We start from the raw sequence: 20841 nt of genomic DNA, 5'->3' as shown, positions 1-20841 counted from the left end.
GGTGGGAAAACCCCTGTCAGGCCTGCGGTTTGCGGGCCACGCCACCGATCACCCGCGACTCCGACGGGGTCTTCGCGAACACCGTGTCGGCGTCCGGATGCCACGCCGGCGCGTACACCAGGCCCGGTTCGAGCAGCGGCCAGCCGCCGAAGAACCGTTCGAACTCCGCCTTCGTGCGCAGGATGCCCGGGTTGGTGGTCGACTCGTAGTACTTGATGATGTCGACCAGCGCCTGGCGTTCGTTGTCGTCCACCGGGTTTTCGTTGGTCATCTGGGAAAGAATGAGCAACGAGCCCGGCGCGAGCTGCTTGCGGTAGAACTCGAGGATGCCGTCCGGGTCCTGGTCGTCCTTGATGAAGTGCAGCACCGCGTTGACGATCAGCGCCACCGGCTCGCGGATGTCGATCACGTGCGAATCGGCGACCCGATCCCACAATTCGGCCGGCTGCAGGAGATCGGCGGCCATCGCCTGGTGCCGGTCCTCGTCCGCGGTGTCGGCGAGCAGCACCTGCGAGTGCGCGAGCGCCACCGGCTCGTTGTCCAGGTACAGCACGGAAGTGTCGTGTTCCGGGCGCTCGTCGTCGGCCACCTCGTGCACGTTGCCCGCGGTGGGCAGGCCGGAGCCGATGTCGACGAACTGCCGGATGCCCTCGCGCACGCTCTGTCGCACCGCGCGGCCGAGGAACTGCCTGCTGGTGCGGCAGTAGTCGCCCATCAGCGGCAGCCGTTCGCGCACCTTCTCGGCGAAGATGCGGTCGATCGCGTAGTTGGTGGTGCCGCCGATGAAGTAGTCGTAGACGCGGGCCGCGGACGGCCGGTCCAGACTCGCTTCCACCGCGCGCAGTGCTTCGTCCTGTGTGCTCATCGCCGTCCTCACGCTCGCCCTGGCGCTCATGCTAACCATGGCGTCCGGTTCAGCTCGGCCGGTAGGACTCTCGGTAGGCGTTGACCGAAGCCGTCAGCTGATCCATCGCGGCGCGCATCCGGCCGAGTTCGGCGTTGTCCAGGTTCATCGCCGCTCCGACGTGCGGCGGGATCCGTTCCGCCTTGGCGCGCAACGCGTTTCCCTCTTCGGTAAGCCGGATGCGGACCGAGCGCTCGTCGTCGGATTGGCGTTCGCGTTTGATGAGCCCGGCCTTCTCCAGCCGCTTCAGCAGCGGCGACAGCGTGCCCGAGTCGAGGTTGAGCGCGGAGCCGAGTTCCTTGACCTGCTGCTCGTCCTGCTGCCACAGCGCGAGCATCACCAGGTACTGCGGATAGGTCAGGTCGAGCGGTTCGAGCAGCGCGCGGTAGAGCGCGGTGACTGCCCGGGAAGCCGAGTACAGGCCGAAGCACAGCTGGTCGTCAAGCAGCAGCGAACCGGTTTCTCCGGTGTCTGGGCTGGTCATCGGTGGCCTCCCGCGGATTTCTTCTTTCCAGCTCTCCATCCTCTCTCGCCGAGTCGGGAAGGGCAACTCAAGTGCTCTAGATCTCATTGTGTGCCATCTGGTTGTGCACAACTAAGTTGTGGAGTTATGTTTTGGGCAGTCCGCACGACGCAGCTACCGGAGGAAGTCATGACCGCGAACCCGCAGAACCTCGCCCTCGAGCCGGCCGCCCAGGCGTTCGCCGAGGCCACCGACCAGCCGCCGTACCTCTTCCAGCTCCCGCCCGCCGAAGGCCGCAAGGCGGTCGACGGCGTGCAGGACGGCGACGTCGAACTCGCGCCCGCCGACATCGAGACACTGACCGTCCCAGGTGGACCGAACGGCGACGTCGAGGTCCGGATCGTGAAGCCGCAGGGCGTCACCGGGCCGCTGCCGGTGCTCGTCTACATCCACGGCGCCGGCTGGGTCTTCGGCGACTTCCACACCCATGAGCGGCTGGTCCGCGAACTCGCCGCCGGAACCGGCGCGGCAGTTGTCTTCCCGGAATACAGCCGTTCGCCGGAGGTTCGTTACCCCGTCGCGATCGAAGAGAACTACGCCGCCGTGAAGTGGGTTGTCCGCAGCGGTGCGGAGAAGGGGCTCGACACCACGCGAATCGCGATCGCGGGCGACTCCGTCGGCGGGAACATGACTGCGGCGCTGACGCTCATGGCGAAGGAGCGCGGCGACGTGAAGTTCCTTCAGCAGGTGCTGTTCTACCCGGTCACCGACGCCGCCTTCGACACCGAGTCGTACACCAAGTTCGCCGACGGCTACTTCCTCAGCCGCGAAGGCATGAAGTGGTTCTGGGACCAGTACACGACCGATGAGGCACAGCGCGCCGAGATCACCGCTTCGCCGCTTCGCGCCACTGTGGAGCAGCTCGCCGGACTGCCGCCGGCGCTCGTGATCACCGGCGAGGCGGACGTGCTTCGCGACGAAGGCGAGGCGTACGCCGCGAAGCTGCGTCAGGCGGGCGTGCCGGTGACGGCGGTGCGGTACCAGGGCGTGATCCACGACTTCGTGATGGTGAACGCGCTTCGTGAAACGCATGCGGCGGAAGCGGCGATCACACAGGCGATCACGGTGTTGCGTGGCGCATTCGGCAACTAATCAGGGACTAACGGGCAATCCTGAGGTTCTGCTGAGTTTGACGGGGCCATTCTGGCGTGATCGACGTCACGTGATCACAACGAGAATGGCCCCTCAAACGTATCTAGAGCAGCGGGTCCCGCCTTCCGGGCGCGCGATCGGTCCTGGAGGTTCCCGTGCACCTGAGCCAAATCAGGTTGGATTCACCCGTCACGCTGACGGTGATCGGCGTGCTCGCGTTCGTCGCGGTCGTCTCGGTACCGTGGTTTTGGGACAAATGGCGCAAGCGCAAGCAAATCGGCCGCAGTGCCACCATAGTTGTCGCGCTGTGTCTGGTAATCGTCACGCTTGGCTTGACCGGCAATATGATCGGCGGATTCTTCCCGACGCTCGGCTCGCTGCTCGGAACCGGCGCGTTCGCCGCTGAGGGCATCGACGTCGAGGGCGGCGACAACGGAGTCGACCTCGGCCGGGCGCGCGACCTGGGCGTGGCGCACGCGCGAGTCGGCAAGGGGACCATCGCGCACGTGACGGTGACCGGACGGCGCACTGGGCTCACCCGCGACGTTACGGTTTACCTTCCGCCGCAATACTTCCAGCATCCGTACAAGTCGATGCGGTTCCCGGCGATCACCTGGATCCCGAACTACCCGTCCGGCCCGGAGGTCACCACCGCCCCGATCGGGTACCACTTGCCCGAGCAGCTTGACGCGGCGATCAACAAGCATCTGCTGCCGCCGGTGGTCGTGCTGATCCCGGACCCGACCGGAACGCCGAAAATCGGCCACGACACCGAATGTGTTGACGAGGTCAACGGAAGCCCCAACGACACCTACCTGTCCGCGGACGTCCGGGAGTGGGCGATCCAGCGCCTCGGCGTCAACCCGGACCGGCGGGCGTGGACGATCGCGGGCTGGTCGTCCGGCGGCTATTGCGCGCTGAACCTCGTGACGCGGCATCCGCAGTGGTACGCGCAGGCGGCGAGCGTGAGCGGGTACGAAAAGGCGCAAGTGGACGGTGAGACCGAGAATCTTTTCCGCGGCCGCAAGGACATCGAGGACGCGAACAATGTCAAGATCAACGTCCGGCAGCACCCGGCCCCGCTGGAACTTCTCGCGATCTCCGGGGAGAAGGAACAGAACGAAAGCCGCGCGGTCGACCAGATGCGCGCGGCCGCACAGGCTCCGGTGCAGTTCACGACGTGGCGCATCCCGGACGCGGGGCACAACATGAACACGTTCAAGGCGCAGCTGCCGGACGTCCTGACGTGGATCGGGCAGCGGATTCCTGGACCGTCGGCGCCAGGGCCGCGGGCCGACGTCACCGGCGGCGTGAAGCCGTGGCCGTTGCCGAGCACGGGCGCGCGCGGCGGGCTGACCGCGGTGGAGCAGTGACGCTCAGCGGATCCCGGGAAGGTGCTTGACCACCTCGGTGACCTGAGCTTCGGCGGTGTCGTAGCCGACCGAGCGGGGATTCTCGGTGAGGACCGTGACGAGGTACCGGTTGTCCTTGACGAGACCTGAGGTGTGCAGGATGCGCCCGGGGTTGCAGCAGGACCAGCCTTGTTTGACGGCCCAGGAAGCGTCGCCGAGAGCATCCGGGATGCCGAAGTACTGGCGGAATCCGTCGGCACCGTTCTCGGTGGCGTCGCGCAGCGCCCGCAGAATCGTGTCGCGCTGCTGGGCCGGCGCGCGGTCCATCAGGTAGCGGTAGACGCGCGTGAGGTCGGCGGCGGTGATTTCCGTGTCGCCCCAGCGTCCGGGGTTTTCCGGTGGCGTGGTTTCGGCGAGGCCCATCTCGGCCACTGCGTCCCGGACAATGCGCGTCTCTCCGCCCGCGACCCACAGCCGGTTGGCGGTGTCGTCGTCGCTGCGGGACAGCATTTCCTGCACGGTGCCCGGATTGGTGCCGCGATCTAGCGCGTCGAGGGCGATCATGAGCTTCACGAGGGACGCGGAGGTGTAGCGCCGATGCGCGTCGAGGGAAACCGGGGTCGTGCCGCTGGCCCGGTCGTAGACGACCACGCTGACGTGCCCCTGGGGGACGAGTGCGGCGAGTTCGGTCTTGAGGTCGGGGCCCTGCTGCGGCGCGGCGCTGCCGGTGCTCGGTTTCGGGACGGGACTGGAGCCGGGGGTGCTCGAATCGGGGGTGCTCGAGTCGCCTGCCGGGGAGATGACGCCGGACCCGTTGGCCGGCGCGGCGGCGGTGACCACTTGCCGGTACGGCCCGGCCTCGGTGACCAGAAACGCGATGACGGCACCGAGAATGAGGCCGGCCAAAAGGAACGAGTTCGCCCTGCGCATGCCCCGACTTCCCCGATCACCTGATCAGGGTTCGCCGAATCGGGCGGGTTTGTGGGATGGGTCTCGGTACCGGCGAGTACGCGTGACGGCCGGGTGGTCTGCGGGCAAGCAGGTGTGGGTCTCGGCTTCCGGCCGGGTGGATCAGACCACGGCGAGCCGGTCCACGAGCAGTTCGACCCGCTGCTCGGTGAACTCCCGCGGCAGCCGTCCCGCGCGCGTCAGGGTCGCGATCCCGTGCAGGGACGCCCAGAACAGCTCGGTGAACAGAGCCGGGTGGACGCCTTCGCCGGCGACCTCGCCGAGTGTTTCGAGCAGCGCGGCGAAGGCGTCCTTCAGCGGTTCCGGGGTGTCGTCCTGCGCGAACGCGAGGCCGCCGTCGAGCTGGAAGATGGCGTCGTAGACCGCCGGGTGCTGCTCGGCGAAATCGAGGTACGCGAGGGCGAGGGCGGTGACCCTGGCGCGCGGGCCGCCTCCGGCGCTCGCTGCGGCCCGCGCCGCCGCGGCCAGTTCGGCGGCCCCTTCGAGCGCGACAGCGCCGATGATCTCGCGTTTGCCGCGGAAATGGCTGTAGAGGACGGGCTGGCTGTACTCGATGCGCTCGGCGAGCCTGCGGGTGGTGACGGAGTCCCAGCCCTGCTGCTCGGCGAGCTCCCGGGCCGTCGCCACGATGAGGCGCTCGCGTTCCGCTTGTTCGCGCTGCTTGCGTTCGTGTACCGACATGAGGTGAGTCTAGCATTGCTAGACAACCGAGCGGCAGTAGTACTAGCATCGACTCATCGGCTAGCACTGCTAGATTTTAGGAAGGTCATCATGCTCAGCGCACTCGAGGTCTGCACCGTCGTGGTCGTCGGCGTGATGGTGGGGGTGGAGTTCTCCGTCGCCTTCGTCATCAACCCGATCCTCAACGGGCTCCCCGACGACAGCAATCAGCTAGGCCGCGCCCACGGTGGCCGGATGCTCGGCGCGATCATGCCGTTCTGGTACATCGGGTCGCTTGTCCTGAGCGCGATCTGGGCTGTCGCGGCGTGGGACCGCCCTGGCACCGGGCTCGTCGTGATCGGAGCCGGGCTGCTGGTGGTGAGCGTGGTGATGTCGATTCTGCTGCTCGTCCCGATCAACAACCAGGGCAAGACCTGGACTCCGGAGAACCGGCCCGCGGACTGGAAAGAGCAGATGAACCGCTGGGACCGCTACCACTATGTGCGAGTCGCGGTGATCATCGGTGCTTTCGCTTTGCTGGTCGCCGCGCTGGTCTGAGTGCGGCGGGGGTTGGGTTGGTCGTTGGGCCGGTCTGGGTGCGGCGGGGCCTGTTGGTCGCTGGGGTGGTCTGAGCGCGGCGGGGCCTGCTGGTCGCTGGGTGGTCTGAGCGCGGCGCGGGTCCTGCTGATCGCTGGGCTGGTGTGAGTGCGGCGGGGGTTGGGCTGGTCGTCGGGCCGGTCTGGGTGTGGCGGGTCCCGCTGGTCGCTCCACAGGTCTGAAGGCCGCGCGTGTCTGCCGATCGCTCCCGTTTCCGGGGCCGGAAGACCCGCCGCGCCCATTCTTCGGCTTCTTCTCTTCGGCTTCTTCGCCGCCAAGACCGCGAGCCGGTCCACCTCGTACCTCACGCGGGTCTCCGATCGGCTCAGCAGCCCCGACAGTCCGGCGTGCGTCGCCGATCTTGCCCAGCGGGCGGGTCCGGGGCGGCCGAATTCGGGTTTCGGGCCGGTCGGGGCGGGGGATCCCTTCAGAGTTGACCCACCGTCACCTTCGGTACGGAAGGACTGGAGTCATGGTTCGTGCGCATCGAGCCCGCGTCCGGGTGGAAGGGGTACAGCCCGCCCAGGTGCTGGCCATTTTGCTCGGGGTCCTGTTTCTCGCCTACGGCATCATCGGGCTCGTGAAGTCCGGGTTCGGGGATTTCACCGGACACGGTGTCACTCTGTGGCGATTTTCCGCCAATCCGCTGAACAACGTCGTCCACGTGGTGACCGGCGTGATCGGCCTGCTGCTGGCCTTGGGCTCCGGTCGCGCCCGGACGTTCGGCTGGCTGCTTCTCATCGGCTACGGCGCGCTGTTCGTCTGGGGCCTGATGCTCGCCGGGACGATCACCGTCAACCCGGTGTCCAGCCTGGGCAACCCGCTCAACCTCGCCGACGCGGACAACTGGCTGCACCTCGGCATCGCGGTTCTCGGTCTGCTGACCGCGGTTCTCCCGGCACGCCACGGGGTGCTGCTTCCCGAGGACGAGGAACCCGTCGAGGTCGACTCGGCCGCTCCGCCGCGTCGTCCCGAACCTGGCGGGCATGGCTTGGCCCACTAGCTGGTCCACAATGGAATAACCGCGCGGCGGGATCGCTTGCCAGGACGGAACTTCGTCTGGCGGCGTTCCCGTTTGCGCTTATTCTGCGGGGTTTTCCAGTGCCCGGTCCACCATTCGCCCCGCCGCGCCGACGTACTGCGCCGGGTCCAAGAGGTCGGCCAACGTTTCGGTGTCAACGACGGCCGTGACCTCCGGCGTCTCAGTGAGGACCTCTGACAGCGGACGGTTTTCCTCGATCGCCCGCCGGGAAGCGTCGCCCAGCAAGTCTTTCGCGCGGGCCTTGCCCATGATCGGGGCCAGTGCTGCCGACAGCCGTTCCGAGACAATCAACCCGTTGGTCAGCGCGAGATTATGCTGCATTCGGTCTGCGTGAATGTCCAAGCCCTGCACCATATCCACGGCCGTATGCGTCGCACCGCCAGTCAGGCGCAGGCATTCGCGCAGCAACTGCCACTCGGCCTGCCAGACGCCGGCCGAGCGTTCGTCTTCGGCCAACCCGGACTGCGTGACTCCCGCCGCCAGCACCGGCACCTGCAGCGCGGCCGACCGGATCAACGCCGACTGCACCGGGTTTTGCTTGTGCGGCATCGCCGACGACCCACCGCCGGTCGCCTCGGTCACCTCGCCGAGCTCGGTGCGAGCCAGCACCTGAACGTCAACGGCGATCTTGCCCAACGCCGTCGTCACCCCAGCCAACGCGGAAGCCAGTGCGGCCACCGGCGTGCGATCCGCGTGCCACGGAAGAATCGGTGCGGTCAAACCGGTTTCCTCGGCGAAGGCGGCGACGAGCCGTTCCGCGTAGTCGTCGGTGCCGTCGCCGTACTGGACGTACGCGGCCAACGTTCCCGCTGCACCCCCGAGCGACACCGGCAGCCGCACCTCAGCGATCCGGCGGGCGGACTCCTGGACGCCCTGTCGCCAGATCGCTGCCTTCAGACCGAAAGTCGTCGGGACAGCGTGCGCGGTGAGGGTGCGTCCAGGCATGACTGTGTCGCGGTGGGCGCGCGCCAACGCGGCGAGGGCGTCCGCGATCGCCGTGAGGTCCGCGCTGATCAACTGCAGAGCGTCGCGCGCGACGAGCATTATCCCCGTGTCGACGATGTCCTGACTGGTGGAGCCGCGGTGCACGTAATCGGCGACGTCTGGGACCTTTGCCGACAACGTGCGCACCAGGCTGACCACCGGGTTTCCGGTCGCACGCGCGTCACGGGCCAGCTGGACGACGTCGAGCTCGCCCTCGCCCAGCAACCGCGCGGCAGCACTGATCCGCTCGGCTGCCTCGGACGGCACCGTGCCAAGCCGCGCCTGCGCCCGCGCGAGTGCGGCCTCCGTTTCCGCCATGGCAGCCGCGAACGCCCGGTCACCGGTCACCGCTTCAGCCGGGGTTCCGGCGCGCACCGGGGAGAGCAGGCCGGAGTCAGGATCGGCGATCATGCCGTCCAGCATCGCACGCCGGGTGGCTTGGGGCGGGAGAGTCGCTGGTTACCGGCGGCACGGGTGGCTTCGACCTGACCGGGTACGAGCTTCTCTGACCGGGCACGAGGTTCTCTGACCGGGCACGAGGTTCTCTGACCGGGCACGAGGTTCCCTGACCCGCCACGAGCTTCTCTGACCGGCGCTGGAGACACTGCCGTCGGCTACTCGCGGCGAGGAAACGTGTCGGCGGCGCGACTCAGGCGAACCTGACAGAGAGAGCGCGGGGGCGACGGTTGCCGATCACCTGAAAGCAAACCTCGGTGCATCACCTCCAAACAGGACTCGAACGGCAGCCGTCTCACCGTCCCTTGGCCCCGTCCGTCACCTCCCTCAGCAGGTCCGCGTGTCCGTTGTGGCGGGCGTACTCCGCGATCATCGACAGCAGCATCCACCGCAGCGAGAACGGCTCTCCCGTGGTCTTCCCGACTCCCTGTGCGTCCAGAGAGGACGCGGCCGCCACGATCTCTCGGCTCCGGTCGCACTCCGCGCGCCACAACGCCAGTGCCTCGCCGAAATCGCCGTCCAGCCGGTCGAAGTCCTGGTCCGGATCGTCGTCCGAGTAGTGCAGCAGCGGGACGTCCTCGGCGGCGAACTGGATGCGGAACCACCATCGTTCGACGCCCGCCAGATGCCTGACCAGGCCGTGCAGCGACATTGTGGACGGCGGCACCGCGCGCGCCGACACGGCTTCCTGGCTCAGGCCGGAGCACTTCAGCTCGAGGGTTTCCCGATGCCACTCCAGGTAAGCGAGCAGCGTCTCGCGTTCGTCGGCGACGCGGGGGATCGGCGGGCGGTCGCTCTCGGCCACTTTGGCCAGATGCTTCGGAGTCTGTGTCATGAGACGAGCGTCTCACCCGCCACCGACAATTTTCGCCGCGGAGCCGCCGCATCGGGTGCACGGTAAACCGGCCGCGTACCGCAGTGGGCTAGGCCACACGGCGGACCCGGGTAGCTGGCGAATCCGGTCCTGTCGATGCGGAATTCAGGTGAATTCCGGTGTTGATCAGCACACTCAGGCACGGTTTCCGTACGGTGTTGTCGCTCCGTCAGAGGTATCGTGATCGGCATTCCGGGGATTAATCTTCTCGGCGGTCCGTGAACGCCCGCTCCGCCGAACAGCGGATGCTTCGCGGGGCCGAACGCACGAATGAAACGGTGAATACAGCGCCATGGTCGGAGCGAGTGTGCCGATGGTCGAGTCGTCGATGTACACCCACGCCGGTGGTCAACTCGACCGGCTGTGCCAGGCAGTGGGATTCGATCCCGAAGAACGCCGTCACCTGGATCTTCTCCGGTTGTTGCTCGGCGAGTCCGGTGAATTGACCACGGACGCCCCGGCGCAGTTCCCGTGCAATGTGGCGGACGACACCACGCCTGTTGAATTCTCGGTCGCATTCGACGCCAATGGCGAATGTGTGGTAAGGGTTCTCGGCGAGACCGTCGGGGCTCCGGACCCACGCGAGTTCCTCGCTCAGGTGGCCGGCGAGTACGGCCTGGTCACCGACCGGCTCGACGCGGTGGCCGACCTCTTCCTCCCGCACGAGGAGCGCCGCGGGCCGTTCACGCTGTGGTACTCGTTGATCTTCCGCAACGGCTCCGCGCCGAAAATCAAGGTGTACCTGAACCCGCAGATCAGCGGTCCGACGATGGCGGATTCCCTGGTCAGCGAGGGGTTCCGGCGGCTGAATCTCGGCGAGGCGTTCGACCCGGTCGTCGAGCACGCGCTGCGCCGCGGCGAGAGCGACAACTTCACCTTCTTCGCGCTCGACCTCGACGACGACCCGCTCTCCCGGGTCAAGGTGTACGTCTCGCACGACGCCGCCGAGGCCGAGGACGCGGTGCGCGCGGCGGAACTGGTGCCCGGCACGGACCCGATGCTGATCCGCGAATTCCTCGCCGTGCTCGGCGGCGGAAAAGGTCCCTTCGAGGGCCGTCCGCTGGTTTCCAGTTATTCATTTGTCGAGGGTATGGGCGGTACTCCGGGAAACTACAGTCTTTACCTGCCTATTCGGAGCTACGTGCCCGACGACGAGATCGCCCGGGCGCGGGTGCACGCCATTCTCGCGCAGTACGACTTCGACCCGACACAACTGGACAAAGCGCTGGCAGCGGTTTCGGAGCGACCACTGCGCGACGGCGTCGGACTGATCGCTCATGTGTCCCTGAGAATGGGCGAGTTCGGTTCCGGAATCACGGTCTACCTGTCATCGGAGGCTTATGCGGTAGCGCCGCCGAGAAAACGTCCGGTGCTCGGCCGGATCACCTGACGCGGTAGTTTTCGGCTGTCACCCACAACTGGAGGAAATACCCCGATGCGGACCTTCCCGCCGTACCGCGCCCAAGTCGTCGCCGAAATCCCGGTCACCACCCGTGCCGAACGGGAGCAGGCGCTCGCCGCGGCGGGCTACAACGCCTTCAACCTGCCCGCGAACAAGGTCAGCATCGACCTGCTCACCGACTCCGGCACCGGCGCGGTCTCGACCGCGCAGGAGGCCGCCGCGGCCGCCGCGGACCGCTCGTACGCCGGGTCGGATTCGTTCTACCGCTTCCGCGACGCGCTGAGCGACCTCACCGGATACCCGCATCTCCTGCCGGTGCACCAGGGCCGCGCGGCCGAGCGCGTGCTCTTCTCCAACGTGCTGGAGAGCGGCCGGATCTCGGTCAGCAACACGCACTTCGACACCACTCGCGCGAACGTCGAACTGCTCGGCGCCGAGGCGATCGACTTGCCGTGCGCGGAGTTCGGCGACCTCGACAGCCTCGAACCGTTCAAGGGCAACATCGACCTCGACGCCCTCGAACGCCTGCTCAGCGGCCCGGACGGCGCTCGCGTCGGCCAGGTGCTGCTCACCATCACCAACAACGGCGGCGGCGGACAGCCGGTCTCCATGGCGAACCTGGCCGCGGCGGCGAAGCTCGCGCGGGCGCACGGCGTGCCGGTTTTCCTTGACGCCGCACGGTTCGCGGAGAACGCGTGGCTGGTCATCCAGCGCGAGGCGGGCTACGCGGCCAAGACGCCGCGCGAGGTCGCGCGCGAGGCGTTCAGCCTGGTCGACGGCTGTGTCGCGAGCCTGAAGAAGGACGGCATCTCGCCGATGGGCGCGTTCATCGGCCTGACCGACCCGGAACTGGCGCAGCGCTGCGAAACCAACCTCATCGCCACCGAGGGCTTCCGCACCTACGGCGGGCTCGCGGCGCACGACCTCGACCGCGTCGCGAAGGGCCTGCAGGAAGTCGTCGACCCGCACTACCTCGCCGCGCGTGCGGGCGAAGCGGCTCGGCTCGCGAAGCAGGCCAACGAGGCCGGGGTGGACATCGTGCAGCCGCCGGGCATTCACGCGCTCTACCTCAACGCCGGCCGCCTGCTGCCGCATCTGACTGCCTCGAGGTTCCCGGGCCACTCGCTGGCCTGCGAGCTGTACCTGGCCGGCGGAATCCGTTGCGTGGAACTGGGTTCGCTCTACCTCGGCACGCTCGACGAGCAGAACGAGCTGATCACGCCTGCCCCGTTCGAGCTGGTCCGGATGGCGCTGCCGCGGCGCGTGTACACCCAGGGCCACTACGACTACGTGGCCGAAATCCTCGGCGACATCGCGAAGAACCCGGAGCAGGTGCCGGGGTACCGGATCGTCGAAGCGCCGAAGATCCTGCGACACTTCAATCTCCGGATGGCACCGGTCCACTAAGGACAGACGAAAGCGAACGAGGGGGCTCCCCGCGCCGGGAACCCCCTCGCTGGTCTGAAACCCGGCTCAGGCGGGCTGCGGAACCACCGTCATCGCGTGCTTCACCAGCCGGATCAGTGCGATCTTGCTCGAATCCCGTTGCCGCGCGTCGCACATCACGATCGGCACGCCGTCGGGCACCACGAGCGCCTCGCGGATCTCGTCCGGGGTGTAGCGCGGCGCGTTGTCGAAGCAGTTCACCGCCACGACGAACGGGATCTTCCGCCGCTCGAAGAAATCGACCGCCGCGAAGCTGGTCTCGAGCCGGCGCGTGTCGACCAGCACGACGGTGCCGATCGCGCCGCGCGCCAGGTCGTCCCACATGAACCAGAACCGTTCCTGGCCCGGGGTGCCGAACAGGTAGAGCACGTGCCGCGGCGAGATGGTGATCCGGCCGAAGTCGAGCGCGACCGTGGTGGTCTTCTTCTGCTCCACGCCGGACAGGTCGTCGACGCCGGTGCTCGCCTCGGTGAGCACCTCCTCGGTGGACAGCGGCGGAATTTCGCTGACCGAGGCGACCATGGTGGTCTTCCCGGCGCCGAACCCGCCGGCGACGATGATCTTGACCGGGGTCGGCACCGACGCCGCGGCGTCTTCAGAGCTTGATGAGGCCATCGAGAACCGCCTGGAGAGTTTCGTGGTCCGGCGCCTGGGCCGGCTGACGGGACGGGGCGCGGGTGATGACGAGGCCGCGGTCGATCAGGTCCCCGCACAGCACGCGCACGACGCCGAGCGGCAGCTTCACGTACACCGCGATCTCGGCCACCGACAAGGGTCTGCGGCACAGCTGCGTGATCGCCAGGTGCTCCGGGCCGAGCCCGACCGGGTCCGATCCCTGCTGCAGGGTCATCACCTGGGTGGAGAGGTCGAGCTGGTGTTCGGACGGGGTCCGTCCGCTGGTGATCGTGTAGGGCCGGACCAGCGGCCCGGCGGCCTCGTCGTACCAGCCGTCGTCGCTCATGTCGCCTCCCGCAACAGGTTCGCGGCCTCGCGCGGCGCCGAGGCCAGATAGTCGCCGACGCGCTTGACCAGCCGGTTCATCTCGTAGGCGATCATTTCGACGTCGATGTCCGCGCCGGCGAGCACGGCGAGGCACGCGCCCTGCCCGGCGGCCGAGACGAAGAGGTACCCGCGTTCCATCTCGATCATGTTCTGCAGCACCGGACCGCGGTTGAACTGCCTGCTCACCCCTTTGGCGAGGCTCTGCAGGCTGGACGCGATGGCCGAGAGCTGGTCCGAGTCGTCCTTGCTCATCCCGGACGACTTGCCGAGCAGCAGGCCGTCGGCGGACAGCACGATGGCGTTCTGCGCGCCGACGACGCGGTTGACGACGTCGTCGAGCAGCCAATTGAGATCAGGGGTGGAGTTCCCGTACTCGTTCATGCGGACAGACCCTGACTTTCGGTGTCGTGAGGTGTTCGGTCGTTATGAGTCATTTTGCCCGCCTCGCGCCCGGCGGGTGCCCTTGTGGAACGCCATCAGCGTCCGCGCCGTGGTCTCGCCCGCGTTGGTGACGTCCGCGTCGGGGGCCTCGGCGGCCGGGTCGTCCTGCAGCTGGGCGACGAGGTTCTGCTGCGGCTGCCGGCGCGGGAGCCGGGGCCGGTCGTCGCCCTGCAGCCGGCTGAGGTCCGGTTCGGCGGACGCGCGCGGTGCGGCCGGGACGTCCGGGATCTGGCCCGCGGACGGGGGATACGGCTCCGGAGTACGCGGGCTCGGCGTCGGAAGCGGGCGCGCGGGGTACGGCCGCGGCGTCGGCTGCGGCGTCTCCGGGACCGGTCGCTGGGCGCTTTCCTGCGCGGGCGCGCCGACCGGTGCGAGCACAGGGGGCTCGTCGGCTTCGGGCGCGTTCGCGTCGGCCAGGTGGTTCGACGGGATCAGCACGGTCGCCCGGGTGCCGCCGTAGCGCGACGGGTCGAAGGTGACCGTGATGCCGAGCCGGGAAGCCAGCCGCGCCACCACGAACAGGCCGAGGCTGGAGTCCGCGCGCAGGGCCATCGCGTCGAATTCGGGCGCGTCGGCCATCATCGCGTTAGCCCACTCGCGCACGCCTTCCTTCATGCCGAGCCCCTGGTCGGACACGTCGACGACGACGCCGCGCGCGACCATCCGGCTCGTCACCTCGACCTGAGAACCGGGCGGGGAGAACGACGTCGCGTTGTCGACCAGCTCGGCGACGAGGTGAATGGTGTCCGCGACCGCGGTGCCGACGATCGCGACGTCCGGCACCTGCTCGACCTGCACGCGGGAGTACTGCTCGGTTTCCGAGACGGCCGCGCGCAGCACCTCCATCAGCGAAACCGGTTTGCGCCAGCGCCGTCCCGGCTGCTTGCCGCCGAGGATGATCAGGTTCTCCGTGGTCCGCCGGGCACGGGCGGCGAGGTGGTCCAGCTGGAACAGCGACGCCAGCTGAGTCGAGTTCTCTTCGCGGCTTTCCATTTCGTCCAAGATCTGCAGCTGCCGGTGCACCAGGACCTGGTTGCGGTGCGCGATGCCGAGGAACACGTTGTGCACACCGCTGCGCGCCTTCGCCTCGCTCGCCGCCGCGTTGACCGCGGTGAGCTGCGCGGTGTTGAACGCTTCGGCCACCTGGCCGATCTCGTCGCGACCGTGGTCCAGCTTCGGCAGCTCCGCCTCGATGTCCACCGGGTCGCCGCTCTTGAGCCTGCCGACGATGTTCGGAAGCCGGTTGCGCGCGAGGTCGAGCGAGTCGTTGCGCAGCCGCTCCAGCCGCGTCATCAGGGTCCGGTCGACGAGCGAACGCGACACTCGCACCGCGACGATGATCGCGGCCAGCGAGGCGAGCAGGGCCACGATGCTGCCGATGATGGCGTTGCGCAGCTGCGCGTTTCCGGAGTCGATCGCGGCGGCGGAAACCTGGTCGGCCTGTTCGATGGTGAGCTGGTTCAGACCTTGCGCGACCTGCGCGGTCAGCGCGTGCCACTCGCCCGCCGACACCGGAACGGTGCTCTGGTCGCTGCTGGTCCACGGACCGTGCTTGATCAGCGAATCCTCGGCCGCGTTGAGCCGTTTCCACGCGTCGCTCGTCGAAAGCTGCTGGTAGTGCTGGCGCACCGCCGGTTCGAGGAACGGCGAGATCTGCGCCAGCTGCGTGCGGTAGTAGCCGACCAGCTGGGAGAACTGGACGAAGTCGTCCGGCACGAAGTTGTTGCCGGAGAACGCCGCCGACACCAGCGACGTCTCGCGCGACATCAGGTCGCCCGCCCGGAAAAGCGAGGTCGCCGAGATCGCGCCCTGCACCGCGGTCGCGTCGGGGACGATGCGCGCCTGCGTGTCGAACAGTGTCGCGGCGGAGTCGAGGACGCCGTTGTAGTAGGCGTTGACCTGTGCGCGGTTGATGCTGCGGAAGTTGACCTGCGAGCGCAGCACCGGAAGCTGGTCGAGCTGCGCCTTCAGCGCGGTGACTTTGCTGGCGATCTCGTCCGGCGCGCTGGAAATGGTGGCGGCGAAGGCTTCCTGCAGACCCTTCAGCTTGCCGTCGCTGTCCTGCTCCTGTTGCTGCAGCTGCTGCGGACCGGAACTGGGGCTGTCGAGGTATTGCAGGGCGAGCTGACGCTCTTGCTGCAGCGACGACAGCGCGGTGAGCGCCGGGATCGAAACGTCTCGCACCGAGCCCGCGACGAGCCGCACGTACAAGCCGTTGATGAAGAAGGCTGTCGCCAGCACCGCCCACAGCACGAGCAGGGTGATGCTCGGGATCAGGACCGTCCGGGTCAGCCTCTTCCGGATCGACTTGTCGTACGCCTTGCCGGGATCGTCCTTGTTCTCCACGATGATTCACGAACTCCTGGGTCACCCTCGGCGAGAGTGCGGACACGGCCGGGGAAGCGGACACGCCAGTGGGTGCGAGTGGTCCTCGTCACGGAAATCTCGGATCACCCTTCGTAGGCCCACCGAACGGAACAGCCCCGGTTTCTATCACGAACGGGGGCCTCGTGGTTCCGCTGAACGAGCAGCCGAACGCCGTCTTGACAGCGGTTACCGACGGTAGCGCCGAGTTCCCCCGGCGTTTTCCGAGGCCCCGGCCCTGACTGCGGATTTCGGACCAACGGGCTGGGCTGAATGAGTGATTCAAAAAGTGTCCGGACACTCAGTCAAGGTTCCGCGTGGTGAAACTGCCGACTAGGTGACATGTCGACAACCTGTGTCCACTGTGGACTAATGACTGATTCGCGGGGTCGGCCCGAGGAACGGGAGCAGTTCGGTGCCGTCCTGGAGCGCGGAGAGCGTGCGCAGGACTCCCGCGCCGCCGGTGGCGACGTCGGCGGACAGTCGTAGCAGGTGGGTGCCGGGGAAGGCAAGACCGCCGCGGAACGGGACCGCGTACCACGAAAGCCGGGTCAGGTGGCGGTCGATCGCGTCCTGGGTGCGCCGGTCCGGGGTGCTGCTGAACGCCAGTCCTGCGGCGAGCCCGCAGCGGCCGTTCAGCAGGCCGGGGTGGAGCGCGAACTCCCCGCGGCACGCGACGCGGAGTGCGGGCAGGCTGCGCGCGGCCTTCGCGTCGAGGCGGTACCGCGCCAGCTGTTCGGTGACGATCAGGATTCCGGCGCTGCCGATCCCGGCACCGCGTCGCGAACCCCGGTTGCCGTCGCGGACCGGCAGCGAGCCGTCCAGTGCGGGCACGCATTCCTCCAGATCGCGTTCGAGCGCCTGGTCGGCGAACGACAGCCAAGCCGGTTCGCCGGTGCGTTCGTAGAGCCGCAGGAACAGCAGCGCCGGGCCGGACCAGCCGTACAACAGCCCGGCCTGCGCCGTCGCGCCCGGCGGTTCCGCGGTGTCCAGCGCTTCGGCCAGCCGGATGCCGATGTTCAGCGCCTGCCTGCCGAATTCGTTGTCCCCGCGGGTCGCGGCGAAGTGCAGCCGGGTCAGGCCGATGCCGGCCAGCCCGCTCGCCAGGTCGTGGCCGACGGTCTGGTCCACCAGCGCGCGCGAGGCGGCGAGCAGAGCGGCCGAGGCCTTCCGATAGCCGAATTCCTCCAGCACGTAAGCGATTCCGTGGCTGCCGTCGTAGAAACCCGCGCGGCTGGGCTGTTCTCCCTCGACCGCGTCGAGGAGCCACTGCTCGTGTTCGGGGAAGCGGCCGACGCCCGCGACGTGCAATGAGTGCAGGACACCTGCCGCGCCGGTGCCGAAGGTGGCGCCGCCGACGCGGAACTGCTCGATGTCGCCGGGGAACAGGCGATCCGGGCGGTTCGGGGTCGCGCACGCGAGCAGTGCTTCGGAGATCTGCTTGCGCACCAACGTCCAGTCCGGACGCGGTTCGTCGAGTTCGGTGTGCGCGGGCTCGGTGTGCGGAGCGATGCTGTCGGCGTATCCGGCGGGCAGCGAGAAACGGCGTTCGGTGAGCTCAGCCGCCCAGCGGAGGCGTTCCGGCACCAGGTGGTAGAGCGGGGCCAGCGGCAGGAAAAGGCGCAGCCGCAGGGCTGTTTCGTCGCGGTCGAAGCCGATCAGCGACACTGTGCCGGTGCTGTCGACCAGGATGTTGTGCGGGTTTTCGAGGACGACGCCGCGCTCGCCGGCTTCGGCGACGATGCGGTCGACTTGCGCCAGCACGGCCAGCGCCTGTTTGCGGTAGGCGGCCAGGTCGCTTTCCGGGCAGTCGCGGCGGGTGAGCGGGTAATGCCGGGTGAGCCAGGCGTCCAGCGACACGCCGGGCCGGTACTCCCGCACCAGGTAGTGGCGCTGTCCGGCGAGGTACGCGTGGGCTTTCGGGATGCCGGGGATTCCGGCGAGCTGCTGGAAGAGGTCGTACTTCCGCTCCAGCCGGGCGACCGCGTCGACGCCGTTGCCGTCGAGCCCGGTGTAGGGCCAGGCCTCCTCGACGAGCACCTGCTCGCCACCGCGTTCGGCCAGGTAGACGGCGGTGCCATGGGCTTGGCGGAGTACCTCGGAGACGGGGTGCGGCGGCTCCGGCGCGTCGGTGTACTCCGCGACGCAGTCCGGAATCCGGACCCAGCCGGGCACGGAGAAGCCCGGGCCCTGGTGCTCCGGTTCGAGCGCGCTGCTCGGCCTGCGCAGCGCGGGCACGCGGGCGCCGCCGTACTCGGTCCACAGTTGTGTGAATCCGCCGTAATGCACGTGAATCGGGCATTCTCCGCAGCGGAGCGCGCCGTCGATATCCGGTCCGGGCTCGCCGGTGAGGAGTTCGGAAAGATCGCCGAGGATCCGGTCTAGCGTGTTATTGTCTGGTGGATAAATAGTCGCGATCGCGCCGGTTCCGCCGGTCGTCGGATATTCGGCATTGTGGTCGAGGAAAAGAGACCGGGAACGCAGGTGCCGGTGGTGCAGCCGGCGGGTCCGGCAGTACTCGCGGACGCGGTCCAGTACCCGGTCGGCGTTGCCGGGGGCGGCGGAAATCTCTACGGCCCAGCCTTGTTCCGGCAGCGCGGTGCCGGGCGGGCGGAGGTGGCGCCAGTGCTCGGTCTCCTCTACTGTCCACAGTGGACCATAGGAGGCGTCGGCGAGGTCGTCGGCGGATATTTCCCGTCGGCGGTCGAAGAACCACGGATCGGCGAGACAGAATGCCTCGTGCCGGACGTTCATAAAATGGGTCCCTCCGCGTGTGCTCTTCTCCGGTGCTCCGGCGACGGAAACTATTCCCGCACAGCTTGAGCGCCGCGCCAATCCGCCAATTCAGCGTTCGGCGGACCCGGGAGGGGCGCGGATAAAACCGGCACTGGCGAACCGAGAGTGAGTTACCGTCGCCCGGTCGAGCGGGATTTCCGTGGCATTCGGGAATTGACGGAATGCCAGGAACCCGTTCCGGTGAACGTGGCCCCGGCCACGCCGTCGGCCCCTCGCCCGTCCGGGGCCGTGGGACAGGCGGGTACGTTGAGCCCGGCGGGCAAAAGGAGGAACGGGTGATCGTCGGGTTCGCGATAGCGGTCGCTGGCTGCGCGGCGCTCGTCGCGCTGTGGAGTTTCGTCCAGGCGGCGCGCAAACGGCTGCCGGACACCCCGCTGCTCGTCGCGCTCGGCGTGATCGAGGTGCTGCTGGTCGTCCAGCTCGTGATCGGGATCGTGCTGCTTGCCGGCGGGCACCATCCGGGCAGCCTCGCGACCTACCTCGCCTACCTGATCGGCTGCCTCGTCGTGCTGCCGGTCGGCGCGGCGTGGGCCCTTGCCGAGCAGAGCCGGTCGAGCACGGTCGTGCTCGGCATCGCCTGCCTGGCGATTCCGGTGATGGTGCTGCGACTGAACGAGGTGTGGAGTGGAGCAAGCGCGTAAGACGGCCACCGGTCCCGGCCGGATCCTGGTCGCGGTGTACGCCATCTTCGCGCTCGCCGCGACGTCGCGGGCGGGCGTCCAGATCGGCACGAAGTTTCACGAGGCGCCGCTGGCGTACGTGCTGTCGGCCTTCGCCGCGCTGGTCTACATCCTGGCCACGATCGCGCTCGCCCGCGGCGGCCGGACGTGGTGGCGGATCGCGCTGGCTGCGTGCACGGCCGAACTGCTGGGCGTGCTGACGGTCGGCACCCTGAGCATTTTCGACCGGCAGGCGTTCCCGGACGCCACGGTGTGGTCGGTGTACGGGCAGGGGTATCTGTTCATCCCGCTGGTGCTTCCGGTGATCGGGCTGTACTGGCTGCGCCGGACGCGGGTCTGAGGAACAGTACGCGGAACTGTCCGTAGCGGCGGTGGCGGCAGAAGAACAGGTGGTCCCCGGCTACTTTCGCCGGTTCTGGTTCCCGGGCGCGGCCCTGATGATCGAGGCCCCGTCCCCACCGGAACCGCGGCGACGACGCCGCAGAAACGAGAGACCATGCGTTTGCGCACCTGTTTGCTCGTGCTCGCTACCGCGCTTGGCCTAGCCGGATTCGCCGGTCAAGCCGCTGCTTCCAGCGGGCCGTCCTCGACCCCGGCGATCATCGGCGGCGGCTATGCCTCCAATGCCCCGTGGGCGGCGCGGCTGTTCGTGAACGGGCAGCAGAACTGCACTGCCACGATCATCGCCCCGCAGTACATCCTCACCGCGAAGCACTGCGTCGCTTCCAGCGGTACGTACACCTTCCGCATCGGCAGCCTCGACCAGAGCAGCGGCGGCACGATGGCCACCGGCACCGCGATCACGCGCTACCCCGGTGCCGCTGACCTGGCCATCGTCCGGCTGTCCAGCTCGGTGAACGCGACGTACTCGCCGCTCGGCACGTCGACCGACGTCCGCGCCGGACAGACCGTGCAGGTCTACGGCTGGGGCGCGACGAGCCGCTGCGGTTCGGAGATCAACTGCCAGTCGCGGTACCTGAAGGTGGCCAACGTGCGCGTGACGACGCCGTCGTGCAGCGACTACGAAGGTGGCGTCGCGGTGTGCGCGACGTACGGCGACGGCATCACCGCCGGCGGCGACTCGGGCGGCCCGATGTTCGCGTCCGGACGGCAGGTCGGCGTCGCCTCGACCAGTGACCGGCAGAGCAGCACCGCCTACACCAACATCACGCGGTACCGCAGCTGGATCTCGCAGGTCGCCGGGGTCTGATCGGTCGCCGACGTCTGATTTTGTCGGTGGTCCGGCCTAGTGTTGGG

Annotated in this window: 20 protein-coding genes; 9 read left to right on the top strand and 11 right to left on the bottom strand. The window is 68.2% G+C overall.

Annotated elements, in window-relative coordinates; translation table 11 throughout:
- Positions 1-16: 16 nt before the first annotated feature.
- Both ACZ7OI_RS00810 and ACZ7OI_RS00805 read right to left on the bottom strand, forming a co-directional pair.
- The gene (locus ACZ7OI_RS00810; RefSeq protein WP_470262170.1) at positions 17-865 is read right to left on the bottom strand and encodes an SAM-dependent methyltransferase; all 849 of its coding nucleotides are present in this window, start codon (positions 863-865) and stop codon (positions 17-19) included.
- 49 nt (positions 866-914) lie between these two features.
- Positions 915-1388 carry a MarR family winged helix-turn-helix transcriptional regulator gene (locus tag ACZ7OI_RS00805; protein WP_470262169.1) on the bottom strand — a complete coding sequence of 158 codons (474 nt, stop codon included), beginning with the start codon at positions 1386-1388 and terminating at the stop codon, positions 915-917.
- 168 nt (positions 1389-1556) lie between these two features.
- Between ACZ7OI_RS00805 and ACZ7OI_RS00800 the strand changes: the two genes are divergently transcribed.
- Entirely contained in the window at positions 1557-2519 is a 963-nt protein-coding gene (locus tag ACZ7OI_RS00800) for an alpha/beta hydrolase (RefSeq protein WP_470262168.1), read from the top strand.
- Between the two features lie 155 nt (positions 2520-2674).
- Positions 2675-3892: an alpha/beta hydrolase gene (locus ACZ7OI_RS00795; protein WP_470262167.1), complete on the top strand. Its 1218-nt coding sequence runs from the start codon at positions 2675-2677 to the stop codon at positions 3890-3892.
- A gap of 3 nt (positions 3893-3895) precedes the next feature.
- Here the strand turns inward: ACZ7OI_RS00795 and ACZ7OI_RS00790 are convergent, their stop codons facing one another.
- Both ACZ7OI_RS00790 and ACZ7OI_RS00785 read right to left on the bottom strand, forming a co-directional pair.
- Positions 3896-4801: a serine hydrolase gene (locus ACZ7OI_RS00790; RefSeq protein ID WP_470262166.1), complete on the bottom strand. Its 906-nt coding sequence runs from the start codon at positions 4799-4801 to the stop codon at positions 3896-3898.
- A gap of 141 nt (positions 4802-4942) precedes the next feature.
- Complete coding sequence (locus ACZ7OI_RS00785) at positions 4943-5521, bottom strand: TetR/AcrR family transcriptional regulator (RefSeq protein ID WP_470262165.1); 579 nt, start codon at positions 5519-5521, stop codon at positions 4943-4945.
- A gap of 90 nt (positions 5522-5611) precedes the next feature.
- Here ACZ7OI_RS00785 and ACZ7OI_RS00780 point away from each other — a divergent pair, with 90 nt between their 5' ends.
- Complete coding sequence (locus ACZ7OI_RS00780; protein WP_470262164.1) at positions 5612-6058, top strand: anthrone oxygenase family protein; 447 nt, start codon at positions 5612-5614, stop codon at positions 6056-6058.
- 511 nt (positions 6059-6569) lie between these two features.
- Complete coding sequence (locus ACZ7OI_RS00775; RefSeq protein ID WP_470262163.1) at positions 6570-7100, top strand: DUF4383 domain-containing protein; 531 nt, start codon at positions 6570-6572, stop codon at positions 7098-7100.
- 78 nt (positions 7101-7178) lie between these two features.
- Here the strand turns inward: ACZ7OI_RS00775 and pcaB are convergent, their stop codons facing one another.
- Together pcaB and ACZ7OI_RS00765 are read right to left on the bottom strand one after the other, a co-directional pair.
- Positions 7179-8534 carry a 3-carboxy-cis,cis-muconate cycloisomerase gene (gene pcaB, locus ACZ7OI_RS00770; RefSeq protein WP_470262162.1) on the bottom strand — a complete coding sequence of 452 codons (1356 nt, stop codon included), beginning with the start codon at positions 8532-8534 and terminating at the stop codon, positions 7179-7181.
- Between the two features lie 340 nt (positions 8535-8874).
- Entirely contained in the window at positions 8875-9414 is a 540-nt protein-coding gene (locus tag ACZ7OI_RS00765) for a DinB family protein (protein WP_470262161.1), read from the bottom strand.
- Between the two features lie 331 nt (positions 9415-9745).
- Between ACZ7OI_RS00765 and ACZ7OI_RS00760 the strand changes: the two genes are divergently transcribed.
- Positions 9746-10843, top strand: a complete 1098-nt coding sequence (locus tag ACZ7OI_RS00760; RefSeq protein ID WP_470262160.1) for a tryptophan dimethylallyltransferase family protein — start codon at positions 9746-9748, stop codon at positions 10841-10843.
- A 45-nt stretch (positions 10844-10888) separates the two neighbouring features.
- Positions 10889-12262 carry a tryptophanase gene (locus tag ACZ7OI_RS00755; protein ID WP_470262159.1) on the top strand — a complete coding sequence of 458 codons (1374 nt, stop codon included), beginning with the start codon at positions 10889-10891 and terminating at the stop codon, positions 12260-12262.
- Positions 12263-12328: 66 nt separating this feature from the next.
- On the opposite strand, the gene ACZ7OI_RS00750 is transcribed toward ACZ7OI_RS00755, so the two are convergent.
- The 5 genes from ACZ7OI_RS00750 to ACZ7OI_RS00730 form a co-directional block, all read right to left on the bottom strand.
- Positions 12329-12916, bottom strand: coding sequence for a GTP-binding protein (locus ACZ7OI_RS00750; RefSeq protein WP_067583957.1), 588 nt, complete (start codon positions 12914-12916; stop codon positions 12329-12331).
- The gene (locus ACZ7OI_RS00745) at positions 12897-13262 is read right to left on the bottom strand and encodes a DUF742 domain-containing protein (protein ID WP_009071595.1); all 366 of its coding nucleotides are present in this window, start codon (positions 13260-13262) and stop codon (positions 12897-12899) included. Before ACZ7OI_RS00745 ends, ACZ7OI_RS00750 begins: the two co-directional genes overlap by 20 nt.
- Positions 13259-13684, bottom strand: a complete 426-nt coding sequence (locus tag ACZ7OI_RS00740) for a roadblock/LC7 domain-containing protein (protein WP_009071597.1) — start codon at positions 13682-13684, stop codon at positions 13259-13261. The genes ACZ7OI_RS00745 and ACZ7OI_RS00740 overlap by 4 nt, the downstream gene beginning before the upstream one ends.
- 42 nt (positions 13685-13726) lie before the next feature.
- Entirely contained in the window at positions 13727-16090 is a 2364-nt protein-coding gene (locus tag ACZ7OI_RS00735) for a sensor histidine kinase (RefSeq protein ID WP_470262158.1), read from the bottom strand.
- A gap of 387 nt (positions 16091-16477) precedes the next feature.
- Complete coding sequence (locus ACZ7OI_RS00730) at positions 16478-18862, bottom strand: class III lanthionine synthetase LanKC N-terminal domain-containing protein (protein ID WP_470262157.1); 2385 nt, start codon at positions 18860-18862, stop codon at positions 16478-16480.
- A 317-nt stretch (positions 18863-19179) separates the two neighbouring features.
- Between ACZ7OI_RS00730 and ACZ7OI_RS00725 the strand changes: the two genes are divergently transcribed.
- The 3 genes from ACZ7OI_RS00725 to ACZ7OI_RS00715 all read left to right on the top strand — a co-directional run bounded on the left by ACZ7OI_RS00725 (position 19180) and on the right by ACZ7OI_RS00715 (position 20794).
- A complete protein-coding gene (locus ACZ7OI_RS00725; RefSeq protein ID WP_470262156.1) occupies positions 19180-19545 on the top strand; it encodes a hypothetical protein in 366 nt (121 codons plus the stop codon).
- Between the two features lie 22 nt (positions 19546-19567).
- Positions 19568-19924 (top strand): hypothetical protein, encoded by a 357-nt coding sequence (locus tag ACZ7OI_RS00720; protein ID WP_470263411.1) that lies wholly within the window; start codon positions 19568-19570, stop codon positions 19922-19924.
- A gap of 156 nt (positions 19925-20080) precedes the next feature.
- The gene (locus ACZ7OI_RS00715) at positions 20081-20794 is read left to right on the top strand and encodes a S1 family peptidase (protein WP_470262155.1); all 714 of its coding nucleotides are present in this window, start codon (positions 20081-20083) and stop codon (positions 20792-20794) included.
- Positions 20795-20841: the final 47 nt, after the last annotated feature.

The organism is Amycolatopsis sp. NPDC114503 (assembly GCF_055633655.1).
The sequence above is the reverse complement of the archived record's forward strand: the minus strand, read 5'-3'. Positions and strand labels throughout refer to the sequence as shown.